General features: G+C 66.9%; 15 protein-coding genes. 11 read left to right on the forward strand and 4 right to left on the reverse strand.

Going from position 1 to position 21,796, the window contains the following annotated elements; translation table 11 throughout:
* Positions 1-22: 22 nt before the first annotated feature.
* The 9 genes from FVP33_RS02185 to mmsB all read left to right on the forward strand — a co-directional run bounded on the left by FVP33_RS02185 (position 23) and on the right by mmsB (position 13,840).
* A complete protein-coding gene (locus tag FVP33_RS02185; RefSeq protein WP_147781985.1) occupies positions 23-2,689 on the forward strand; it encodes an ATP-binding protein in 2,667 nt (888 codons plus the stop codon).
* Between the two features lie 11 nt (positions 2,690-2,700).
* Positions 2,701-3,555, forward strand: a complete 855-nt coding sequence (locus tag FVP33_RS02190) for a hypothetical protein (RefSeq protein WP_246142129.1) — start codon at positions 2,701-2,703, stop codon at positions 3,553-3,555.
* A 990-nt stretch (positions 3,556-4,545) separates the two neighbouring features.
* Positions 4,546-6,249, forward strand: coding sequence for a ribulokinase (gene araB, locus FVP33_RS02195; protein ID WP_147781986.1), 1,704 nt, complete (start codon positions 4,546-4,548; stop codon positions 6,247-6,249).
* A complete protein-coding gene (locus FVP33_RS02200) occupies positions 6,246-6,983 on the forward strand; it encodes an L-ribulose-5-phosphate 4-epimerase (RefSeq protein ID WP_147781987.1) in 738 nt (245 codons plus the stop codon). Before araB ends, FVP33_RS02200 begins: the two co-directional genes overlap by 4 nt.
* On the forward strand, positions 6,980-8,500 hold the full coding sequence (gene araA / locus FVP33_RS02205; RefSeq protein ID WP_147781988.1) for an L-arabinose isomerase: 1,521 nt from the start codon (positions 6,980-6,982) through the stop codon (positions 8,498-8,500). Before FVP33_RS02200 ends, araA begins: the two co-directional genes overlap by 4 nt.
* 31 nt (positions 8,501-8,531) lie before the next feature.
* A complete protein-coding gene (locus FVP33_RS02210) occupies positions 8,532-9,560 on the forward strand; it encodes a LacI family DNA-binding transcriptional regulator (protein ID WP_147781989.1) in 1,029 nt (342 codons plus the stop codon).
* A gap of 342 nt (positions 9,561-9,902) precedes the next feature.
* On the forward strand, positions 9,903-11,024 hold the full coding sequence (gene chvE, locus FVP33_RS02215) for a multiple monosaccharide ABC transporter substrate-binding protein (protein WP_147781990.1): 1,122 nt from the start codon (positions 9,903-9,905) through the stop codon (positions 11,022-11,024).
* Between the two features lie 115 nt (positions 11,025-11,139).
* Positions 11,140-12,648 carry a multiple monosaccharide ABC transporter ATP-binding protein gene (mmsA, locus tag FVP33_RS02220; RefSeq protein ID WP_425460925.1) on the forward strand — a complete coding sequence of 503 codons (1,509 nt, stop codon included), beginning with the start codon at positions 11,140-11,142 and terminating at the stop codon, positions 12,646-12,648.
* Between the two features lie 10 nt (positions 12,649-12,658).
* Positions 12,659-13,840: a multiple monosaccharide ABC transporter permease gene (mmsB, locus tag FVP33_RS02225; RefSeq protein WP_147781992.1), complete on the forward strand. Its 1,182-nt coding sequence runs from the start codon at positions 12,659-12,661 to the stop codon at positions 13,838-13,840.
* A 60-nt stretch (positions 13,841-13,900) separates the two neighbouring features.
* Here the strand turns inward: mmsB and FVP33_RS02230 are convergent, their stop codons facing one another.
* The 4 genes from FVP33_RS02230 to FVP33_RS02245 all read right to left on the reverse strand — a co-directional run bounded on the left by FVP33_RS02230 (position 13,901) and on the right by FVP33_RS02245 (position 19,225).
* Positions 13,901-16,003 carry a GMC family oxidoreductase gene (locus FVP33_RS02230; RefSeq protein ID WP_147781993.1) on the reverse strand — a complete coding sequence of 701 codons (2,103 nt, stop codon included), beginning with the start codon at positions 16,001-16,003 and terminating at the stop codon, positions 13,901-13,903.
* Positions 15,981-16,871, reverse strand: a complete 891-nt coding sequence (locus tag FVP33_RS02235) for a carbohydrate ABC transporter permease (RefSeq protein ID WP_147781994.1) — start codon at positions 16,869-16,871, stop codon at positions 15,981-15,983. The genes FVP33_RS02230 and FVP33_RS02235 overlap by 23 nt, the downstream gene beginning before the upstream one ends.
* A complete protein-coding gene (locus tag FVP33_RS02240; RefSeq protein ID WP_147781995.1) occupies positions 16,868-17,830 on the reverse strand; it encodes a carbohydrate ABC transporter permease in 963 nt (320 codons plus the stop codon). The genes FVP33_RS02235 and FVP33_RS02240 overlap by 4 nt, the downstream gene beginning before the upstream one ends.
* 75 nt (positions 17,831-17,905) lie before the next feature.
* Complete coding sequence (locus tag FVP33_RS02245; RefSeq protein WP_147781996.1) at positions 17,906-19,225, reverse strand: ABC transporter substrate-binding protein; 1,320 nt, start codon at positions 19,223-19,225, stop codon at positions 17,906-17,908.
* A gap of 72 nt (positions 19,226-19,297) precedes the next feature.
* Here FVP33_RS02245 and FVP33_RS02250 point away from each other — a divergent pair, with 72 nt between their 5' ends.
* Both FVP33_RS02250 and FVP33_RS02255 read left to right on the forward strand, forming a co-directional pair.
* Positions 19,298-20,452: a LacI family DNA-binding transcriptional regulator gene (locus tag FVP33_RS02250; RefSeq protein WP_246142130.1), complete on the forward strand. Its 1,155-nt coding sequence runs from the start codon at positions 19,298-19,300 to the stop codon at positions 20,450-20,452.
* Between the two features lie 138 nt (positions 20,453-20,590).
* Positions 20,591-21,796, forward strand: a complete 1,206-nt coding sequence (locus FVP33_RS02255) for a Gfo/Idh/MocA family protein (protein ID WP_147781997.1) — start codon at positions 20,591-20,593, stop codon at positions 21,794-21,796.

The following is a 21,796-nucleotide window of genomic DNA, read 5'->3' on the forward strand; positions in this document are numbered from 1 at the left end:
CGAGTCGACGGGAGGTGACCCCGTGGCAGCCCGCACCGATACCCGATCGGAGGCCGAAGGGCTCGCGCCGCCCGTGATTCGTACGCCGGATCAGCGGCTCCGGATCTTCGTCAGTTCGACCCTGCGGGAACTCGCCCCGGAGCGCAGAAGCGCGCGGGCGGCCATCGAGCGGCTGCACCTCGCGCCCGTCATGTTCGAGCTCGGCGCCCGCCCGCACCCGCCCCGCGAGCTGTACCGGGCCTACCTCCAACAGAGTCACGTCTTCGTCGGACTGTACTGGGAGCGATACGGCTGGGTGGCGCCCGGCGAGGCGGTCTCGGGACTCGAAGACGAGTACAACCTCGCGCCCACGCTCCCCAAGCTCATCTACATCAAGGAGCCGGCCGAGTCGAGGGATGCCGGGCTCACGGCCCTTCTCGCCCGGATCCGGGACACCGACAACGCGTCGTTCAAGTACTTCTCCACTCCGGAGGAGCTGGGCGAACTGATCGAGGCGGACCTCGCGACGATGCTGGCGGAGACCTTCGAGCGGAGCCTCGAGCCGGCGGCCCCCGCAAAGTCGATCGAGGTCGCGGCCGAGGAGACGGGGGTGCTGCCCCACCCGCTCTCGGAACTGGTGGGGAGGGAGCGTGAGGTCGACTCCCTGGTGACGGCACTCACGCGGGAACGGGGCAGGCTCCTGACCCTGACCGGCCCGGGCGGAATCGGCAAGAGCCGGCTCGCCATTGACGTGGGCAATCGGGTGGGCACGGACTTCCCGGGCGGCGTGTGGTTCGTCGACCTGTCCACCGTGTATGACGCGGCGCTCGTGCCGACGGCCATCGCGCAGTCGCTCGGCGTGCGCAATGCCGGCGACGGACCCCTGATGGACAAGATCACCACGGCGCTCGCGAACCGCAAGGCGCTGCTCGTGATCGACAACTTCGAGCAGGTTCTCGATGCGGCGACCACTCTCTCTGCGCTCCTGGCTGCCGCGCCCGAACTCACCATGCTCGTGACGAGTCGAACGCTGCTGCGGGTCTCCGGGGAGCGGACCTTCGAGGTGGGGCCGCTCGGGCTGCCGGCCCTCACGCGGCGAACCGATGTCGCCTCGGTGCTCGCTTCGGCATCCGCGGCCCTCTTCGTTGAACGCGCCCGCGCGGTGAAGCCCGACTTCGAGGTGACGGCCGAGAACGTCGAGGACGTCGCCCGGATCTGCATCGCCCTCGAGGGGGTCCCGCTCGCGCTGGAACTCGCGGCGGCCCGCATCCGGATCCTTCCGCCGGCCACCCTCATCGATCGCCTCGACCGGGGTCTCGCGCTGCTGGCCGGCGGAGCCAGGGACCTGCCGGCACGGCAGCAGACCCTGCGCAGCACGATCGAGTGGAGCACCCAGTTGCTGCGGGAAGACGAGCTGCTGCTGCTCGAGCAGCTGGGGATCTTCGCCGGGGGGTTCTCGCTCGAGGCGGCGGAGGACGTCTGCGTGACGCCGTCGGGGCCGCGGGTGCTCGACCTGCTGGAGACCCTCGTCGACAGCAGCCTCGTGCGCCAGCAGGACCGCGGCGAGCGGCCGTTCTTCACCATCCTCGCCACGGTGCGCGAGTACGCGCTGGAGAAGTTGGCGGACCGCGGGCAGCTCGAGGAGGCCGGGCGCCGGCACGCTAACTACTACCTGCGGGAGAGCCGGCACGCCAAGCGGATGCTCGACGGTTCGCGGCAGGCCGACTGGGTCGCGCGGCTCGCCGACGAACGGGACAACCTGCGGGCCGCCGAGCGCTTCTGGCTGGATCACCGGGAATGGGCCTCGGCCGCCGAATTCGCCTGGAACCTCTACCTGTACTGGTGGATCGGCGGCCACCTGGGCGAGGTGCGGGTGTGGATGGACGAGGTGCTCGAGTCCGGAGACGAGCTGCCGGACCTCACGAGGGCCCAGGCCCTCTACTTCACGGGGGCAATCACCTTCTGGCAGGACCGGGAGGAGCGGATCGTGCCGGGGCTCACCGAGAGCGCCCGCCTGTTCCACGCCCAGCACGATCGATCGGGAGAGGCCTTTGCGCTCGTCTCCCTCGCCCTCGCGGTGCTGTCGGCGCCCGAGCCGGACATGGCGGTCGCCGAGGCCGATCTCGAGAAGGGGGTGGACCTGTTTCGACAGGCGGGGGATCGGTGGGGCGAGGCGATGGCCTTCGTGACGCGCGGTCGGGTGGCGCTCATGCGGCAGGATCTGGACGGAGCGCTCGCCTGTTTCACCGAGAGCCTCGCCCTGACCAAGCTGCAGAGGGACGATCTCGGCACAGCCATCGCCCTCCACCACCTCGGTTGGGTCAACCTGCTGCGCGGGGATCCGGCCACGGCGAGCGCCGCATTCGATGAGAGCCTCGCTATCTCGGCCCGCCTCGGCCATGTCGAGGGAGTGGCGTACGGCCTCGAGGGATTCGTGGGGATCGCCGCGGCGTCTCAGGACGCCGATCGGGCCGGCCGACTCCTGGGGGCATCCGAGTCTCTCCGCCAGCAGACCGGCCTCTACAACGCGCGGAGCTTCTCCTTTCATGAGCAGGCGGTGCAGCCGATCATCGACGGCCCCGCCGCGGCCGTCTTCGAGCGGGCTCGGGCGGAGGGTCACGACCTTTCGCTCGAGGAGGCGGTCTCCCTCGCCCTGCCCGCGGCGGTCGTGCGCCAGCGTGCGCGCACGAACATGGTGGACGCGAACTAGAGGAGGAGCGGGTGTCGAACGAGCGCAATTCCCTGCCCCGGGTGCGCTGGCGCGGCACGGGAGGCGACGCGATCCTGGCCCCCACCCGCTGGCTGGGAATCGTGATCCTGCCGTTCCTGGCCGCGGCGAGCGTGATCCTGTACGGCTTCCCGACCAGCACCGAGCGGCTGTTCGCCTGGACCATCGTTCCTCCGCTCACCGCGATGCTCCTCGGGAGCGCCTACATCGGAGGAATCTGGTTCTTCATTTCAGTGGTGATCGAGCGACGCTGGCACCGCGTGGCGAACGGGTTCCCCGCCGTGATCGTGTTCGCGACCCTCGCCGGAGTCGCCACGCTCCTGCACTGGGATCGCTTCCACCCGGGGCACATCTCCTTCATCACCTGGGTGGTGCTCTACCTGACCACTCCCTTCCTGGTTCTTGCGGCCTGGATCGCGAACCGCTGGGCGGATCCGCGGCTGCCGGAGTCCGTCGACGTCACGGTTCCGAGGGGGCTTCGATTCACTCTTGCCGCGATCGGGGTGCTCGCGATCGTGGCCGGGCTCGCCCTCTTCGCCTTCCCCACCTGGTTTCTCAACGCGTGGGCGTGGCAACTCACCCCGCTCACCGCCCGCATCGTCGGGGCGATACTGACGCTGCCCGGGATGGTCGACATCCTGTTTCTCGTCGACTCGCGATGGAGCGCGTTCCGGCTGATCTTCCAGGCCCAGCTGCTGAGTCTCACGTTCATCGTCGTTGCGCTCTTCCTGCGCCGGAGCGACCTCGAGTGGTCGCGGCTGGCCGCACCCGCCGTCGTCGGGGGGATCATCCTGTCGTTCGGGCTCTATCTGGCGACCTACGTCTTCTGCGAGCGGCGTCGCGGCTGATCGTGCCCCTGCTGCTCGGCCGGCTCGGCTTCCCGGCCGGCCCGTGCCCGTGCCGGCCCGTGCCCGGCCCTGCCCGTGCATAACTCCTGCTGATTGGCTTGTGCCTGGTGCAGCGGCCTCCAGATCCCGGGGCCGTCATTGCTGCTCGGCTCGTTTTGCCGGAGTTATGCACGACGGGACACTGCAGACACGGGAACTGGGCGGTGCCCAGCGGTGCGAGGCAGGGCAGCGCACCCCGTTCGGGCCCGTGCCCGACCTTGCCGGTGCCCGACCTGGCCCGGTGCGCGACCCGGCCCGGTGCGCGACCCGGCCCGGTGCGCGACCCGGCCCGGTGCGCGACCCGGCCCGGTGCGCGACCCGGCCCGGTGCGCGACCCGGCCCGTGCAATAACTCCTGCTGATTGGCTTGTGCCTGGTGCAGCGGCCTCCAGATCCCGGGGCCGTCATTGCTGCTCGGCTCGTTTTGCCGGAGTTATGCACGACGGGACACTGCAGACACGGGAACCGGGCGGTGCCCGGCCGCGCGAGGCAGGGCAGCGCACCCCGGTCGACGGGCTCGTCGGTGGGGGTCGGTCGATGGGCCGCCGGCCGTGCACAACTCCTGCTGTTTGCGCATTTCGACGGTTCGTGTCCGCGAGATCGCGGGGGTGGTCGGGCGACTCCGCGGTTTCAGCCTGAGTTATGCACGGTGAAGAGGGGGACGAGGAGGAGATGAGAGGAGATGAGAGGAGAGAGGAGAGGAGGAGATGAGAGGAGATAAGAGGAGAAAGGAGAGGACGAGAGGAGAGCGGAGGAGGAGAGGAGAGGAGAGGGGAGGGCGCGGCGCGAGGCGATGGGGCGAGCGGGATGGCGCGCGGGAAAGGAGCGGGAGCCGGGGCATCGGAGCCAGCGCCGGATCGAGCGACCGCCTTCTCTTTCCGGCGACGGACGATGTAGCATGGCAGACAGAAATGTGAGCGATCACATTTTCGAGACTGACGAAGGAGCCGCAATGGACGAAGGAGTCGCGATGGCGGGAGAGCCGGGGACCATCGGGCCGAACGACCGATACGTGATCGGCATCGACTACGGCACCCTGTCGGGCCGGGCTGTCGTCGTGAGGGTGTCCGACGGTGCCGAATTGGCCTCGGCCACCCACGACTACCCGCATGCGGTGATGGACACCGTGCTCGCCTCCACGGGCAGGGCGTTGCCGCCCGAGTGGGCGCTGCAGGTGCCGTCCGACTACGTCGAGGTGCTGAAGACCGCCGTGCCCGCCGCGGTCGCGGCCGCGGGCATCGACCCGGCCGCGGTCATCGGCATCGGCACCGACTTCACCGCGAGCACCCCTCTGCCGGTGCTCGCCGATGGAACCCCGCTCAACGAGCTCGCCGAGTACGCCGACCGGCCGCACGCCTACGTCAAGCTCTGGAAACACCACGCCGCTCAGGGTCAGGCCGACCGCATCAACCGGGTCGCCGCCGAGAGGAATGAGACCTGGTTGCCGCGCTATGGCGGGCTCATCTCGAGCGAGTGGGAGTTCGCCAAGGGCTTGCAACTGCTGGAAGAGGACCCGGGACTCTACGAGCGAATGGACCACTGGGTGGAGGCCGCGGACTGGATCGTCTGGCAGCTCACCGGCAGCTACGTTCGCAACGCGTGCACGGCCGGATACAAGGGAATCCTGCAGGACGGCGAGTACCCGAGCCGGGAATTCCTCGCCGCGCTCAACCCCGCCTTCGCCGGCTTCGCTGATGACAAGGTCGCCCACGAGATCGGCCAGCTCGGCGACGCCGCCGGCACCCTCTCGGCGCAGGCTGCCGCCTGGACCGGGCTGCCGGCCGGCATCGCCGTGTCCGTGGGAAACGTGGACGCCCACGTCACCGCGCCGGCGGCGCAGGCCGTCGAGCCCGGCCAGATGCTCGCGATCATGGGCACCTCGACCTGCCACGTGATGAATTCCGACGTCCTCACCGAGGTACCGGGCATGTGCGGGGTCGTCGACGGAGGAATCGTCTCCGGACTGTACGGCTACGAGGCCGGCCAGTCCGGCGTCGGCGACATCTTCGCCTGGTACGTGAACAACCAGGTGCCCGGCAGCTACGTCGAGGCGGCGGCGCAGCGTGGCATCGGCATCCACGAGCATCTCACCGACCTCGTCAAGGACCAGCCCGTCGGCGGCCACGGCCTCGTCGCGCTCGACTGGCAGAGCGGAAACCGATCGGTGCTCGTCGACCATGAGCTGAGCGGGGTCGTGCTCGGTACGACGCTCACCACCCGGCCCGAGGAGATCTACCGGGCCCTGTTCGAGGCGACCGCATTCGGCACCCGCACGATCGTGGAGACGTTCAACGCGAGCGGCGTGCCGGTCACCGAGTTCATCGTGGCCGGGGGGCTCAAGCGCAACCCCTTCCTCATGCAGGTCTACAGCGACGTGCTGCGGATGCCGATCTCCATCATCGCCAGCGAGCAGGGGCCGGCGCTCGGGTCGGCGATTCACGCCGCCGTCGCGGCCGGCGCCTACCCCGACGTTCTCACCGCCGGCCGCGCGATGGGCAAGGTCGATCGCGCCGTGTACGTGCCGAACACCGAGGCTGCGGATGCCTACGACCGGCTCTACGCGGAATACGCGACCCTGCACGACTACTTCGGCCGTGGAGCGAACGAGGTCATGCACCGCCTGAAGGCCATGAAGCGAGAGGCGGCGGCCGCATGAGCGCCCTGCAGCAGGCCATCGACGACGTTCGCGCGGACGTCTGCGCACTGCACGAGATGCTCGTGCGCTACCAGCTGGTGATCTGGACCGGCGGGAACATCTCCGGCCGGGTACCGGGAGCAGACCTCTTCGTGATCAAGCCGAGCGGCGTCGAGTACGACGACCTCACCCCCGGCACCATGATCCTCTGCGACCTCAACGGCACGGTGATCGAGGGGGAGCACGCGCCGTCGAGCGACACCGCGGCGCACGCGTTCGTCTACCGCAACATGCCGCACGTGAACGGGGTCGTGCACACGCACTCCACCTACGCCACGGCGTGGGCGGCGCGCGGCGAGGCCGTCCCCTGCGTGATCACGGGCCAGGCCGACGAGTTCGGCGGCGAGATCCCGGTCGGGCCGTTCGCCATCATCGGCGACGAATCCATCGGCGAGGGCATCGTCGCGACGCTCTCCGGGCACCGCTCCCGCGCCGTGCTGATGCAGAACCACGGGGTCTTCACCATCGGAAAGAGCCCCCGCGACGCGGTCAAGGCCGCCGTCATGGCCGAGGATGTCGCCCGCACTGTGCACATCGCGCGCCAACTCGGCGACGTCATCCCCATCCCGCAGGACAAGATCGACGCCCTGTTCGACCGCTACCAGAACGTGTACGGGCAGGCTCCGGCCGGCTCGCTCGACGCCCAGGCCGCCGAAACCACCCCAGACCTCGACCCAGAAGGACTTGACGCATGAGCCGCTCGATCATCCCCGACCTCGCCTCCTCCGAGGTCTGGTTCCTTACCGGCAGCCAGAACCTCTACGGCGAGGAGACCCTCGCGCAGGTGGCCGAGCAGTCGCAGGAGATCGCCCGGGCCCTCAACGCCGCGAGTGACATTCCCGTCACCGTGGTGTGGAAGCCGGTGCTCAAGGACTCGGACTCGATCCGCCGCCTGGCCCTGGAGGTGAACGCGCAGGACAACGTGATCGGCGTCATCGCCTGGATGCACACCTTCAGTCCGGCCAAGATGTGGATCACGGGCCTCGACCTGCTGCGCAAGCCCCTGCTGCACCTGCACACTCAGGCCAACGTCGCGCTGCCGTGGTCGGAGATCGACTTCGACTTCATGAACCTCAACCAGGCCGCGCACGGCGACCGGGAGTTCGGCTACATCCAGACCCGGCTCGGTGTCGCCCGCAAGACCGTGGTCGGCCACGTCTCGAACCCGGCGGTCACCGCGAAGGTGGGCACGTGGTCCAGGGCGGCCGCCGGCTGGGCCGCCACCCGCGAGCTCAAGCTCGCCCGCTTCGGCGACAACATGCGGTTCGTCGCGGTCACCGAGGGCGACAAGACCGAGGCCGAGCTGCAGTTCGGCGTGCAGGTGAACACCTGGGGCGTGAATGATCTGGTCGAGGCGGTGGATGCCGCAGCCGAGTCGGACGTCGATGCCCTCGTCGCGGAATACGAGGAGCTCTACGACGTGGCGGCCGAGTTGCGCGCCGGCGCCGAGCGTCACGAGTCGCTGCGCTACGGCGCTCGGATCGAGCTGGGACTGCGCTCCTTTCTCGAGGCGGGAGACTTCGGGGCGTTCACCACGAGCTTCGAAGACCTGGGCGGGCTCCGCCAGTTGCCGGGCCTCGCCGTGCAGCGACTCATGGCCGACGGCTACGGCTTCGGTGCGGAGGGCGACTGGAAGACGGCCGTGCTCGTGCGCGCCGCCAAGGTGATGGGGTCCGGCCTGGCCGGCGGCGCCTCCCTGATGGAGGACTACACCTACGATCTGACCCCGGGCCACGAACTCATTCTCGGTGCCCACATGCTCGAGGTGTGCCCGTCGCTCACCACCTCGCGGCCGCGGCTGGAAATCCACCCGCTCGGCATCGGCGGCCGGGAGGACCCGGTCCGCCTGGTCTTCGACACCGACGCCGGGCCGGGCATCGTCGTCGCCCTCAGCGACATGCGGGATCGCTTCCGCCTCGTCGCCAACGTGGTCGAGGTCGTGCCGCTGCCCGAGCCGCTGCCGAAGCTTCCGGTGGCACGAGCGGTGTGGAAGCCAGAACCCGACTTCGCCACCAGCGCCGCCGCGTGGCTCACCGCGGGAGCCGCGCACCACACCGTAATGTCGACAGCGGTGGGCCTCGACGTCTTCGAGGACTTCGCCGAGATCGCGAAGAGCGAACTCGTGGTGATCGACAAGGGCACGAATCTGCGAGAGTTCTCTCGAGAGCTGCGCTGGAATCAGGCCTACTACCGCCTCGCCCGGGGGCTCTGAACGGCCGGAGCGACGAGCAGGGAGGATTCGGATGGCGAACATCACCGATGTCGCTCGTCTCGCCGGGGTCTCGCACCAGACGGTGTCCCGGGTGCTCAACAACGAGAACACCGTGCGCCCGAGCACCAAGGCTCGGGTGGAGGCGGCGATCGCCGAGCTGCACTACCGGCCGAGCATGGTCGCGCGCGCCCTGGTCACCCGCAAGACGCGCACGATCGGCCTGATCAGCACCGGAAACCCGCTCTACGGTCCGTCGAGCACCGCGCTCGGCTTCAACGAGGCGGCGCGCGAGGCCGGCTACCAGGTGACGAGCGCGAGCATGTCGACCTCCGATCGCGGCGCGATCCTCGAGGCGATCGACGTGCTGGTCGCGCAGAACGTGGAGGCTCTGGTTCTGATCGCCTCCGATGTCGCGTCGATCGAGGCCGTGCAGGACCTCGAGCTGCAGGTGCCGCTGATCACCGCCGAGAGCAGCGGGCGGATGGGAGGGCACAGCGTGTCCATTGACCAGTTCCGCGGAGCCGAGCTGGCGACGAGCTACCTCGCCGACCTCGGGCACCGCCGGATCGTGCATCTGGCCGGGCCGTCGACATCGCTCGACGCCGCGGAGCGGGAGCGCGGCTGGCGGAGCGTGCTCGCCTCTCGAGGGCTCGAGACCCGTGAGCCGGTGGCGGGTGACTGGTCCCCGGAGAGCGGATACGCGGCGGCGGAGCGCCTGCTCGGGGGCGGAGACTTCACCGCCATCTTCGCAGCGAACGACCAGATGGCGCTGGGGGTGCTGCACGCTCTGAGTGATCGCGGCCTGCCCGTGCCCGGTCGGATCAGCATCGTCGGGTTCGACGACATCCCGGAGGCCGCCCACTTCATTCCGCCCCTCACCACGGTGCGGCAGGACTTCGGCGAGCTGGGGCGACGGATCATGGAGTCGCTGCTCGAGGTGTTGCGCGGGCAGGAATTCGGCGAGCCCGTGCGCACCGAACCGCGCCTGATCGAGCGGGCATCCGCCGCGCCGGTGGGCGCCGGACGGGCCGTTACCCAACCGATAGCACCGCCGACTTGACAGACGCCGAGGCGCTGACGCTACGATAGGGCATTCCCCAATGTGAACGGTCACATTTTGACCGGGATCACCCACCAGAGAACTACCGTGACGAAGAGGTCAGAAAATGAGATCGCTCTCATTGAGCCAGTCTGCCGGCGGACACACCGCCGCAGCACGCGCTGGCCTCCCCTTCGCTCCCGCCGACCATCGTCCGGCACTTGGACAACCCCCACGACTTGTCGCGCCCGAGTAACCCCTCGCGCCCGGCCAAGGGACTCGCCCACCAGGCGCGAGTCCGAACCCGTCAATCACCTCTGTTGACAACGACGTCCCACTGAAATAGATCGGAAAGGTATCACCGTGAACAAGAAAGCCGTTCTCGCGGTCATCGCCGCTGGCGCGCTCGTCGTGTCGCTCGCCGCGTGCTCCAGCACCCGCACCACCACCCCGGCGGCCTCCGGAGGCACCAGCAGCAAGGGAGCCCTCGTCGGCATCGCCATGCCGACGCAGACCTCCGAGCGCTGGATCAAGGATGGCGCCGCCATCAAGAAGGACCTCGAGGCGCTCGGCTACAAGACCGACCTCGAGTACGCCAACAACGACATCCCGACCCAGGTGCAGCAGATCTCGACCATGATCACCAAGGGCGCCAAGGTGCTCGTGATCGCCTCGATCGACGGCACCGCGCTGAGCACCCAGCTCGACAACGCGGCGGCGGCCGGCATCAAGATCGTCGCCTACGACCGCCTGATCAACGGCAACAAGAACGTCGACTACTACACGACCTTCGACAACTACAAGGTGGGCGTGCAGCAGGCGACCTCGCTGCTGACCGGCCTCGGCATCCTCGACGACAGCGGCAAGGAGACCGGCAAGAAGGGCCCCTTCAACGTCGAACTGTTCGCCGGGAGCCCGGACGACAACAACGCCACCTTCTTCTACAACGGCGCGATGGACACCCTCAAGAAGTACATCGACGACAAGACGATCGTGGTGCAGAGCGGCCAGACCGACTTCAAGACCGTTGCGACCCTGCGTTGGGACCCGGCGACCGCCCAGAAGCGCATGCAGGACCTGCTCGCCAAGAGCTACTCCGCCGGCGCGAAGGTCAACGGAGTGCTCTCCCCGTACGACGGCCTGTCGATCGGAATCATCTCGGCGCTGACCGCCGCCGGGTATGCGACCAACGCACTGCCCGTCATCACGGGCCAGGACGCCGAGGTCGGATCGGTCAAGTCGATCATCGCCGGCCAGCAGTACTCGACCATCTACAAGGACACCCGCAAGCTCGGCAAGGAGGCCGTCACGATCGTCGACAACCTCCTCACCGGCAAGAAGGTGACCGTGAACGACACCAAGTCGTACGACAACGGCAAGAAGGTCGTTCCGACCTTCCTGCTCCAGTCCGTCGTGGTCACCAAGGCGAACTTCGAGGACGTGCTCGTCACCGGCGGGTACTACACCGACGCGGACCTCAAGTAGGGTCTCGCTAGACAGCCAGAGCCCCGGTGCCGGCGGCGCGTAAGACGCGCCGCCGGCACCCCGGTCGATGTTCGATGAGGAAGGCAGGTACCCGGTGACGAGCAACATTCTCGAAATGCGTAACATCACCAAGACGTTCCCCGGGGTGAAGGCCCTCCAGGACGTGTCGCTCGAGGTGAAGCGAGGCGAGATCCACGCGATCTGCGGGGAGAACGGCGCGGGCAAGTCCACTCTCATGAAGGTGCTCTCCGGCGTCTACCCGGCCGGGTCCTACGAGGGGGAGATCCATTTCGAAGACGAACCGGTCGAGTTCAAGAACATCAACGACTCCGAGAGCCTCGGCATCGTCATCATCCACCAGGAGCTCGCACTGAGCCCGTTCCTCTCCATCGCCGAGAACATCTTCCTCGGCAACGAGCGGCAGAAGAACGGTTGGATCGACTGGAACGCCACGAACCTCGAGGCCGCCGCGCTGCTCGCGCGCGTGGGCCTCCGCGACAACCCGATCACCAAGATCACCGAGATCGGCGTCGGCAAGCAGCAGCTCGTGGAGATCGCCAAGGCGCTCTCCAAGCGGGTCAAGCTGTTGATCCTCGACGAGCCGACCGCCGCGCTCAACGACGAGGACTCCGCCCATCTACTCGACCTGATCCTGCAGCTCAAGGAGCAGGGAATCACGTCGATCATCATTTCCCACAAACTGAACGAGATCAAACGCATCGCGGACTCGGTGACGATCATCCGCGACGGCAAGACCGTGGAGACCCTCGAGGTGGCGGCGAACACCATCTCCGAGGAGCGAATCATCAAGGGCATGGTCGGGCGCGACCTCGACAACCGCTACCCGGACCACACTCCGCACATCGGTGAGGAGGTGCTGCGGATCGAGGACTGGACGGTGCATCACCCCACCGATCACTCGCGCGTCGTGATCCACGGCGCCAACCTCAATGTGCGCCGCGGGGAGATCGTGGGCATCGCGGGCCTCATGGGCGCCGGCCGCACGGAGCTCGCGATGAGCGTCTTCGGGCGCACCTACGGGTCGAACATCACCGGCAAGGTCTTCAAGGATGGCAAGGAGATCCGCACGCACAGCGTGTCCGAGGCGGTGAAGAACGGCATCGCCTACGCCACCGAGGACCGCAAGCGCTACGGTCTCAACCTCATCGACGACATCAAGCGCAACGTCTCCGGCTCGGCCCTCGGCAAGCTCGCCACGTGGGGCTGGGTGGACGCCAACCAGGAGTTCGTGGTGGCCGAGGGCTACCGCAAGAGCATGAACATCAAGTCGCCGACGGTGGCGGCGATCACCGGCAAGCTCTCCGGCGGCAACCAGCAGAAGGTCGTGCTGAGCAAGTGGATGTTCGCCGACCCCGACGTCCTCATCCTCGACGAGCCCACCCGGGGCATCGACGTGGGTGCCAAGTACGAGATCTACACGATCATCAACACGCTCGCCGCCGAGGGGAAGGGGATCATCGTGATCTCCTCCGAACTGCCCGAACTGCTCGGCATCTGCGATCGCATCTACACGCTCTCGGAGGGGACCATCACGGCCGACGTCCCCCGTGCAGAGGCAACACCAGAACTCCTCATGCAGTACATGACCCAGGAAAAGGAATAAGTGACGATCCATGAGTGCGCTTAGCTCGGCCCTCAAGTACCTCACCAGTCAGCTTCGGCAGATCGGTATCTTCATCGCGCTGATCGCGATAGTCATCCTGTTCCAGGTGCTCACCCAGGGGGTGCTGCTCAACCCGCAGAACGTCTCCAACGTGATCGTGCAGAACAGCTACGTGCTGATCCTCGCGATCGGCATGGTCATGGTGATCATCGCCGGGCACATCGACCTCTCGGTGGGCTCGGTGGTGGGCTTCATCGGCGCGGTCGCCGGTGTGCTGAGCGTGCGGATGGGGCTCCCGTGGTGGCTCGCGATCATCCTCTGCCTGCTGCTCGGTGCGGTCGTCGGGGCGTGGCAGGGCTTCTGGGTGGCCTACTTCGGCATCCCGGCGTTCATCGTCACCCTGGCCGGCATGCTCATCTTCCGCGGTCTCACCCAGGTGGTTCTCGGCAGCACGCAGATCACGCCCTTCCCGGACGAGCTCCGATCGCTCGGCGGCGGGTTCCTGCCCAACCTCGGCTTCCTCTTCGGGCAACTCGAGACCCTTACCGTGGTGCTCGGCGTTCTCGCGACGGCCTTCCTGGTGGGCCAGGCCGTGCGCCAGCGACTGATCCGGCGCCGACTCAACCTCGAGGACGAGCCGTTCCTCTGGTTCGTGGTCAAGCTCGCGTTCACGGGCGTGCTCGTGCTCGCGATCACGTTCCTGCTCGCCAGCTATCGCGGAACGCCGGTCGTGCTCGTGGTGCTCGGCGTGCTCGTGGTGGTCTACTCGGCAGTGATGGCGCGCAGCGTCTACGGGCGCCACATCTACGCGCTCGGCGGCAACCTCAACGCCGCCGTGCTTTCCGGGGTGAAGACAAAGCGCGTGACGTTCCTGCTCTTCGTGAACATGGGTGTGCTCGGTGCGCTCGCCGGCCTCGTCTTCGCCGGCCAGCTCAACCTCGCCAATCCCACCAACGGCAACGGGTTCGAACTCGACGCCATCGCGGCGGCCTTCATCGGCGGCGCGGCGGTGACCGGCGGCATCGGCACCGTCACCGGGGCGATCATCGGTGGCCTGATCATCGGCATCCTGAACAACGGGATGTCGATCATCGGTGTCGGCACCGACTGGCAGCAGTTCATCAAGGGCATCGTGCTGCTCGCGGCCGTGGCCTTCGACGTGTACAACAAGAGGCGCTCGAGCGGTCGCTGATCCCGCTGCGGCCGGGAACGAGGTCACCGGCGGTCGCTCGACCATGCTCCGAGCGGTCCGTCAGTGACCCGTCGGCCAGGCCTGAGTGAGGTGCTCCGCAACTCGAAGCGCGTTGGCCACGATGGTCAGGGCCGGGTTCACGCTGCCGTTGGTCGGATGCAACGAGGAGTCGCAGACGAAGACCCGCCTGGCACCGTGCACCCGTCCCCAACGGTCGGTGGCCGATGTCGCCGGATCCGACCCCATCCGCGCGGTGCCGCACGAGTGCTCGCCCGCCGCGGAGGCGGTTGCCGGGCCATGCTGGCGGCGGATGTCGCGCGCCCCGGCCGCTTCCAGCCACTGTGCGCCGACCCGGGCCATGCCGGCTTCCACGTCGAGGGATGCCCAGTGCACGTCTTTGCGCAGTGCGGCGGCCGGTCTGCCCCATCGGTCGCGAAGGTGATCCGCGAGGGTCACCCGCGAGGAGGCCATCGGAATTTCCTGTCCCATTCCGAAGACGCCGAAGGCATGGGGGCGTCCGCTGCGCATCCACTCCTTGTGGCCGGCTCCCCAGCGTGGCACGCCCGGCATGGCCGGGTTCGATGCGGATGTCAGGGGAAGCAGGCTCATCAGATCGACGATGACCCCACCGCCCCACGGAATGCTCTCGCCGTGGACGTGGTCGAGAGTGGCCACGGAGTGGCCGGGTCCGACGAAGTCTTTGACGGGCTCATCCGTCGTGCCGAGCATCGTGACAAACCTGTGATCGTGCAGATGTCGGCCGAGCTGATCGTTGCCAATGCCGCTGGCGAGGAGCAGCCGTGGGGTCTCGACCGCGCCGGAAGACACGACGACGACCTCACCGATCACCGTGAGTTCCACGGGAGTCGTGGACGTGGACGCGATGAGCGTCACGCTGGCCGAACGCGCGCCGTCGCGCACCTCGATGACCTCGGCGTCGAAGAGCACATCGCAATTGCCCGTCGCAATGGCGCGCGGGATGAAGGTGTTGTTCGAACCATTCTTGGCGTTGACAGGACACGCGTGTCCGACGCATTGAGGGCACCGTACGCAGGCTGGTCTGCCGCCGTGCGGCACACTGTTGATGGCCAGTGGAATCGGACCCCAGCCCCAGCCCAGCGCATCCGCTGCCGCCCCGAGCAAGTCCCGCGCCGGCTCGGTCGCCATCGGCGGCATCGGATAACCGGCCGAGCGGGGCGTGCGCGAGGTCAGGCTGCCCTCCGCGCCGGAGACGCCAAGCTCCCACTCCGCTCGGGTGTAATAGGGCTCCATTTCGTCGTAGTCGATCGGCCAGTCCGCCAGGCTGGCGCCATCGGGGTTACCGAAAACGCGTGCCATCGCGAAGTCGTCCGGCAGGAACCGCCACGACATGCCCTGCCACAGTCGGGTTCCGCCTCCGAAAACCATGGCGTTCAGTCCGTAGAGGGAGGCATCACCGGTGCCGTCGATTATGCGGTCGTCGTCCTGCAGGCGAGCGAGGCGCGGATGCCCCGGCCCGGGCCCCGCGGACGGCGCGTAGACGGCATTGCGCTTTCCGTGCAGGTGGTCGCCGCGGAGCGCAGAGTTCGGCAGGGGGAGGCCGCGTTCGATGAGCAACACGGTCTTACCCGCCTTGGCGAGCGTCTCCGCGGCGACCCCACCGCCGGGACCGCTGCCGATCACGATCGCGTCGTATCCCGTGCGCACCTGATCGGGACGTATGCCCTCGATCGGATCGGGCTCGATCGGAATCACGCCGTGCGGCACCGCGCGGAATCCGACCATCTCGAGCCCGATGGGAGTGTGACGTTCGGTCGGACTGCGGTGCGCTGAGGATGCGTAGAAGCCTTCCCAGCAGATCCGGCGCAGCGCCGCAAAGTGCGCGGCGGCACCGGGCGGGTCATCCGCGATCTCGAAGGAAGTGAGGATCGCATCCTGCTGCCGTGCGGTCAGCCCCGCGAACGAGGTCCCGCCGCTGGCGCGTGCCGCAGTGTCGAGAGCCGTCTCCAGCCAGCCGAGTGCGGGCCGTGCCCAGTCCAGCTCCTCGTTCGCCAGGGAGACATAGGCTGACACGCCGCCATCCCAGCCGGCCGGCCAGTCGTCGGCCGGGATGATCCTGTCGACGGCGGCGCGGATGTTCGCGCTGAAGAGATCGATCGTGCTAACGCCCGGCGAGCGAACCACCGATGCCTCCGACGCTGAAGTACTTGTTGAGCGCGGCGAAGAGGAGCACAGGAGGCAGCATCATCACGACGGCCACGGCCATTACGAGTCCCCAGTTCGTCTGGTTCTGTTGGAAGAACGTCTGCAGACCGATCTGCAGCGTGTAGTTCTCGTCCGAGCGCAGGAACACGACGGCGACCAGATAGTCGTTCCACGCGAGCAGGAAGGCGAAGATCGCGGTGGAGAGCACGCCCGGAAGTGAGTTGCGCAGCACGATCCGCGCGAAGCTGCCGAACACGGAGCAGCCGTCCATCCAGGCTGCCTCCTCGAGAGTGATCGGAATCGAGTCGAAGTAGGCGGCCATCATCCAGATCGCCACGGACATGGTCGAGCCCACGTAGATGATCGTGACGCCGACCAGGTTGTCGACAAGGCCGATCTGCGCGAACAGGATGAACAGGGGGATGACCGCGGTGACCACGGGCAGCGACTGCACGATGAACAGAATGAGCGAGTAGCCGGAGACGAGCTTGCTGCGCCCTCGTGAGAGCACGTAGCCGGCGGGCGCCGCGACGATCACGGCGATGACCACAGTGACGAGGGTGACGATGAGGCTGTTGGTGAGCCACCTTCCGACCGAGGTCTCGGTGAATATCTTGCCGAAGTTCTCCAGCGTGACTCCTCGGGCGGTGCTCCCGAGCGACGGCTCGAGGGAGAGGAGCACGACGGCCAGGATCGGCACCAGCACAACGGCGGCAATGACGAGGATGGCAGCGAAGCGCCACCATTTGCCCCTCTCCTGGGCCTGAGTGAGCGTGCGGCGCTTTGACGGGCGCACGGTGGTCGCGAACCGACCCGCAATAGTGGCACCTGAAGTTTCGACGCTCATTCGATGTTCACCTTTCGGATCTGGCGGTACAGCAGCGTGGCGATGATGACGAGCACGATGGTCATCATGAAGGCGATCGCGACGCCCGGACCGGTCTGGAAGTTCTGGAAGACCGTGGAGTAGGCCAGGACAACGAGTGTCTGGGTGGAGTTGACCGGTCCGCCACCGGTGAGCAGGAAGATGCTCGGGAAGTCATTGACGCAGAAGATCGTCATCAGGATCCAACTGATGTAGGTCGAGCGCGAAATCATCGGAAGGGTGATCCGCCCGAACGTCTGGAACGCGGTGGCGCCGTCGACCTTGGATGCCTCGTAGACGTTGACGTCAACGGAAGCGAGTGCCGAAGACATCATCATCATCATGAAGGGGAAGCTGATCCACACCTTGAACACGCACACCGTGACCTGCGCGAGAAGCGGATTGGCAAGGAACAGTACGTTGCCGAGGCCAAGAGCCTCGGCGAGGATCGGCAGTGGCGACTGCGGCGTTGCCACCAGCCAATTCCACGACGTGGCTGAGACGACGACCGGGACAACCCAGGGCAGCAGCAGCAGGACCTTGAACAGGCCGCCCGCCGGGATGCGGGTGCGCAGCAGCAGGGCGAGGGCGAGTCCGATGGCCCAGCTGCCGAATACGCCGACGAGCGTGAAGACGACGGTGAAGAGGGCCGCGTGCCAGAAGGCCGGGGTCTGCACCATCGCAATGTAGTTGTTCAGGCCGACGAAGTTGCCCGCGCTGAGAAGGTCGCCGTTGCGCAGCGACTGGAGCCCCGCGTAGATCACCGGGTACAGGTTCAAGAGCACGAGCAGGATCAACGACGGGAGGACAAAGAAGACGAACGCCCGGGAGTGCGTGACCCGGCGCCGGCGTTCTCGGTTGCTGGGCGGTCTGCCAGACCCGGCGTTCCCCACGCCGCTCCGCGCCCGTTTGAGCGCTCCGGTCACGGACTCGGTCGTCATGTGCTTCTCCTTTGAAGGTTCTCGTGAGGGGCAAAGGGCTGGGCCCGGCTCGCGCTGGGCCCAGCCGAACCGGCACTACTTCATGAGGCCTTCCATTGAGGTCTGCAGCGTGGTCAGGGCACTCTTCGCAGTGGTGCTGCCACCGAGGATCGACTGCGCGAAGGTGATCATCGGAGCAGTTCCATCGACGGTGTTGGCGATGTTGTAGAACAGCCCGTCTCCCCCGGGAGCGGCCCAGGTCTTGAAGATGGGCTGCCATTCCTCGATGATCTTCACGTTGTTCGGGTCTGCCTTGAACTCAGGGGTGTCCGCGATCGACTTCAACGGCGGCAGGCCGATCCCCGTCTTCTTCGTCCACAGGTCCTTCATGTTCTGGTAGTAGTACGTGAGGAAGGCTTCGGAGCTGGCCTGACTCGGCGTGTTCTTGTACATCATGATGTTGTTCGGGAAGTACAGGCCGCCCTTCTTGCCGCTCGGGCTGGTGAGCGGGCTGCCGACCACGAGGTCGCCCGCCACATCGCCCACGGCGCCCGCGGCGAGCCCGGCGCCGTCCCAGCCGAAACCGAACTTCTTCGCCTTCCACTGCGCCTGAACGTTGGCGCTCGTGTAGGTGGCGGCCGCTGGGTCGCTGTATCCGCTCTTCACGAGGTCGAGGATGAATTGCATGGCCTCGATGTTTTCGGGAGTGACGCAATCCGGCTTCTTGTCCGCGTTGAAGAGTCCGCCGCCGTTGTTGATCATGAACGCCGCGAGGATGTGACTGCCCGTGAAGCTACCGGCGCCGGAGCCGAGCCCGAAGCCGTAGACGCCGTTCTTCTTGAGCGCTGCGCACACGTTCCGGTAGGAGTCCCAATCCGTCGGCGGCTCGACGCCAGCCTCCGACAGCAGCGTCTTGTTGTACCAGGAGATGCGCACGTCGAGGTTGTAGGGCACCGCGGCGTAGCCCTTGTCGGTCTTCATCGTGTCGACCAGACCGTCGAAGAAGTCGTCGTAGATGCCGTTCTTCTTCCAGCTGTCGAGCAGGTTGTCGGCGTACGCGATCTTGCCCTGGTTGGCGAACTGGAACGCCTGTGTTCCACCGCCAGAACTCACTGCCGGGCCGGTGTTCGACGCCACGGCGGACGAGAAGGTCTGGGTGAAGTTCGCCCACTGGATCTCCTGGTAGGTGGCCGCGCCCAACCCGCTCTTCGGTGCGTAGGCGAGGGTGATCTTCTTGTCCAGCGGATTGAACTCCGTTCCGCCCCACGGCATGTTCCAGAACTTGATGCCCTTGGCGGAACCTCCGGATCCGCCTCCCGTCGAACACGCTGCGAGTGCGGCGGTCGCTGCGACGCCTCCCGCGATTCCTAGGAACCCCCGCCTCGAGAAGGAAGATCCTGTGGATTGTGACGCCATGACAGTTTCCTTTCCAGCCGCCGTCGCCAGTGGCGGCGGCCATGATTCTTCTTTGGATGCATGTGTCGCTTTATGGATGAAAAGGTTTCGTGCGGCGACGGCCTCAGTATTCAATGCTTCTTGGGCGTTGTCAACAGACAAACAGGGGGAGAAGCCCGCGCCCGAAGCCTGAGAACGACCCCGGATGCGCACTACCATTGGCGCATGAGTCTGCAAAAGGTTTCGCCGGGACGGGCCACGCTCGCGGAGATCGCCCGCGATGCGTCCGTGTCGATGTCCACGGTGTCGAAGGTGCTCAACGGCCGGGCCGGTGTCTCGGATGCGGTGCGTGAGCGAATCGAAGGATTGCTGCACAGCGCTGGATACAGTCGGCGTGGCACCGCGTACGAGCAGGGAAAGCTCATCGAGCTCGTGTTTGACAACATCGACAGTGAGTGGTCGCTTCAGATCATCCGAGGAGTCGAGCGCGTCGCCCGGGAGAACGGGCTCAGCGTCATCCTGACCGAGAGCGGCGGTCACCTGTCGCTCTCGCCCGATTGGATCGACGGGATCCTGCGGCGGCAGCCGGTCGGCGTCATCCTGCTCTTCTCGAACCTGTCCATCGATCACAAGCGCCAGTTGGCAACGCGGAACATCCCGTTCGTCGTGCTCGATCCCGCCGGGGATCCCGATCCCGATGTCGCCTCGGTGGGCTCCGCCAACTGGGCGGGCGGGCTGGCCGCCACTCGCCACCTGGTCGAGCTGGGTCATCGCAGAATCGCCATGGTCAGCGGTCCGCTGGCCATGCTGTGCTCACGCGCACGGCTGTCCGGTTACCGTGCCGCGCTGGAAGAGGCGGGCATCCCGATCGACCCGACGCTCGTTGACGCCGGCGAGTTTCACTACGAGGACGGCGTCGCGGCAGGCACGAGGCTTCTGTCGAGGGCGGATCGGCCGACGGCGATCTTCGCGGGCAACGATCTCCAGGCATTCGGAGTGTACGAAGCCGCACGGATGTTGGGGCTCGTCGTGCCGGATGACGTCTCCGTGGTCGGCTATGACGATGTGCCCAGTGCGAGTTGGATGGGGCCCAAACTGACGACCGTGCATCAGCCGCTGATCGAGATGGCCGAGCAGGCGACGCGCCTGGTGCTGGCCCTGCGTGACGATCCTCACCGGAAGCTTGTTCGAATCGATCTGGCGACGAGCCTGGTGGTGCGGGCAAGCACGGCGCCGCCCAGAGGCTGAGGGGCCCAAACTCGCACGACATGTTTCTGTCATGATGAAGAAAGGTTGCGCAGATCCCCGCGACCGAGATAGCGTGACGGCACACGCAATCCGGCTGGCCACCTCGTTCCAGCCGAACCGAAGAAGGAGTCTGCGCAGATGAGTCGACCCCCGTTCGGCGTGGCGCTCGTTGGCTACGGTTTCATGGGAGCAGCTCATTCCCAGGCGTGGCGGGTCGCACCTCGTTTCTTTGACTTGCCGTTCGAGCCACGAATGTCGGTGATCGTCGGGCGCGACCGATCGCGGGTCGAGGCGGCGGGGGAGCGATTCGGCTGGGCGTCGACCGAAACGGACTGGAAGCGCGTGATCGAGCGCGACGACATCGACCTCGTCGACATCTGCAGCCCCGGTTCCACCCACGTCGAGATCGCGATAGCGGCGCTCGAGGCCGGCAAGCATGTGCTCTGCGAAAAGCCGCTCGCCAACACGGTGAACGAGGCCCGGCGGATGGCCGACGCGGCCGGTCGCGCAGCCGCGCGCGGGGTGTACGCCATGGTGGGCTTCAGCTACCGGCGCGTGCCGGCGATCACCTTTGCCCGCGATCTGGTCGCTGCAGGCAAGATCGGCGAACTGAGACAGGTGCGCGCGCTCTATCTGCAGGACTGGCTCGTGGACGCGGAAGGTCCCATGACCTGGCGACTCGACAAGGACCTTGCCGGCTCGGGTTCCCTGGGCGACATCGGAGCGCACGCGATCGATGCGGTGCAATTCATCACCGGTCGCCGGGTGAACAGCGTCAGCGGAATTCTGGAAACGCTCGTGTCCGAACGGCCGTTGCTCAGCGAATCAATCGGCCTCAGCGGAACGGCGTCCGAGGAGAGAGGGCGGGTGACCGTCGATGACATTGCGCTGTTCACGGCCCGGCTCGACGGCGGAGTGCTGTGCTCGTTCGAGGCGACGCGGTACGCGACCGGACGCAAGAATGCCTTCCGCCTCGAGTTCAGCGGTTCGACGGGCGCCATCGCCTTCGACCTCGAGCGGATGAACGAACTCGAGTTCTACGACGGCACGGACGCGGCGGGACTGCACGGCTTCCGCCGCATTCTCGTGACGGAGCCGGAGCATCCGTACATGGCGGCATGGTGGCCTACCGGACATGGCATCGGGTACGAACACCCGTTCTCACACCAGGTGCGAGACCTGCTGGTGGACATCGCCGCGGGCACCCAGCCGCGCCCGTCGTTCGACGACGGGCTCCAGGTGCAGCGGGTGCTGGAGGCGGTCGAGACCAGTTCGGCGGCCGGAAGCTCCTGGATCGCCGTGGGCGGTCACGACGGAGACAGTCCTGGAATGCAGAAACAATGA

It is taken from the genome of Lacisediminihabitans profunda, from assembly GCF_008040105.1.
Classification (GTDB): domain Bacteria; phylum Actinomycetota; class Actinomycetes; order Actinomycetales; family Microbacteriaceae; genus Lacisediminihabitans; species Lacisediminihabitans profunda.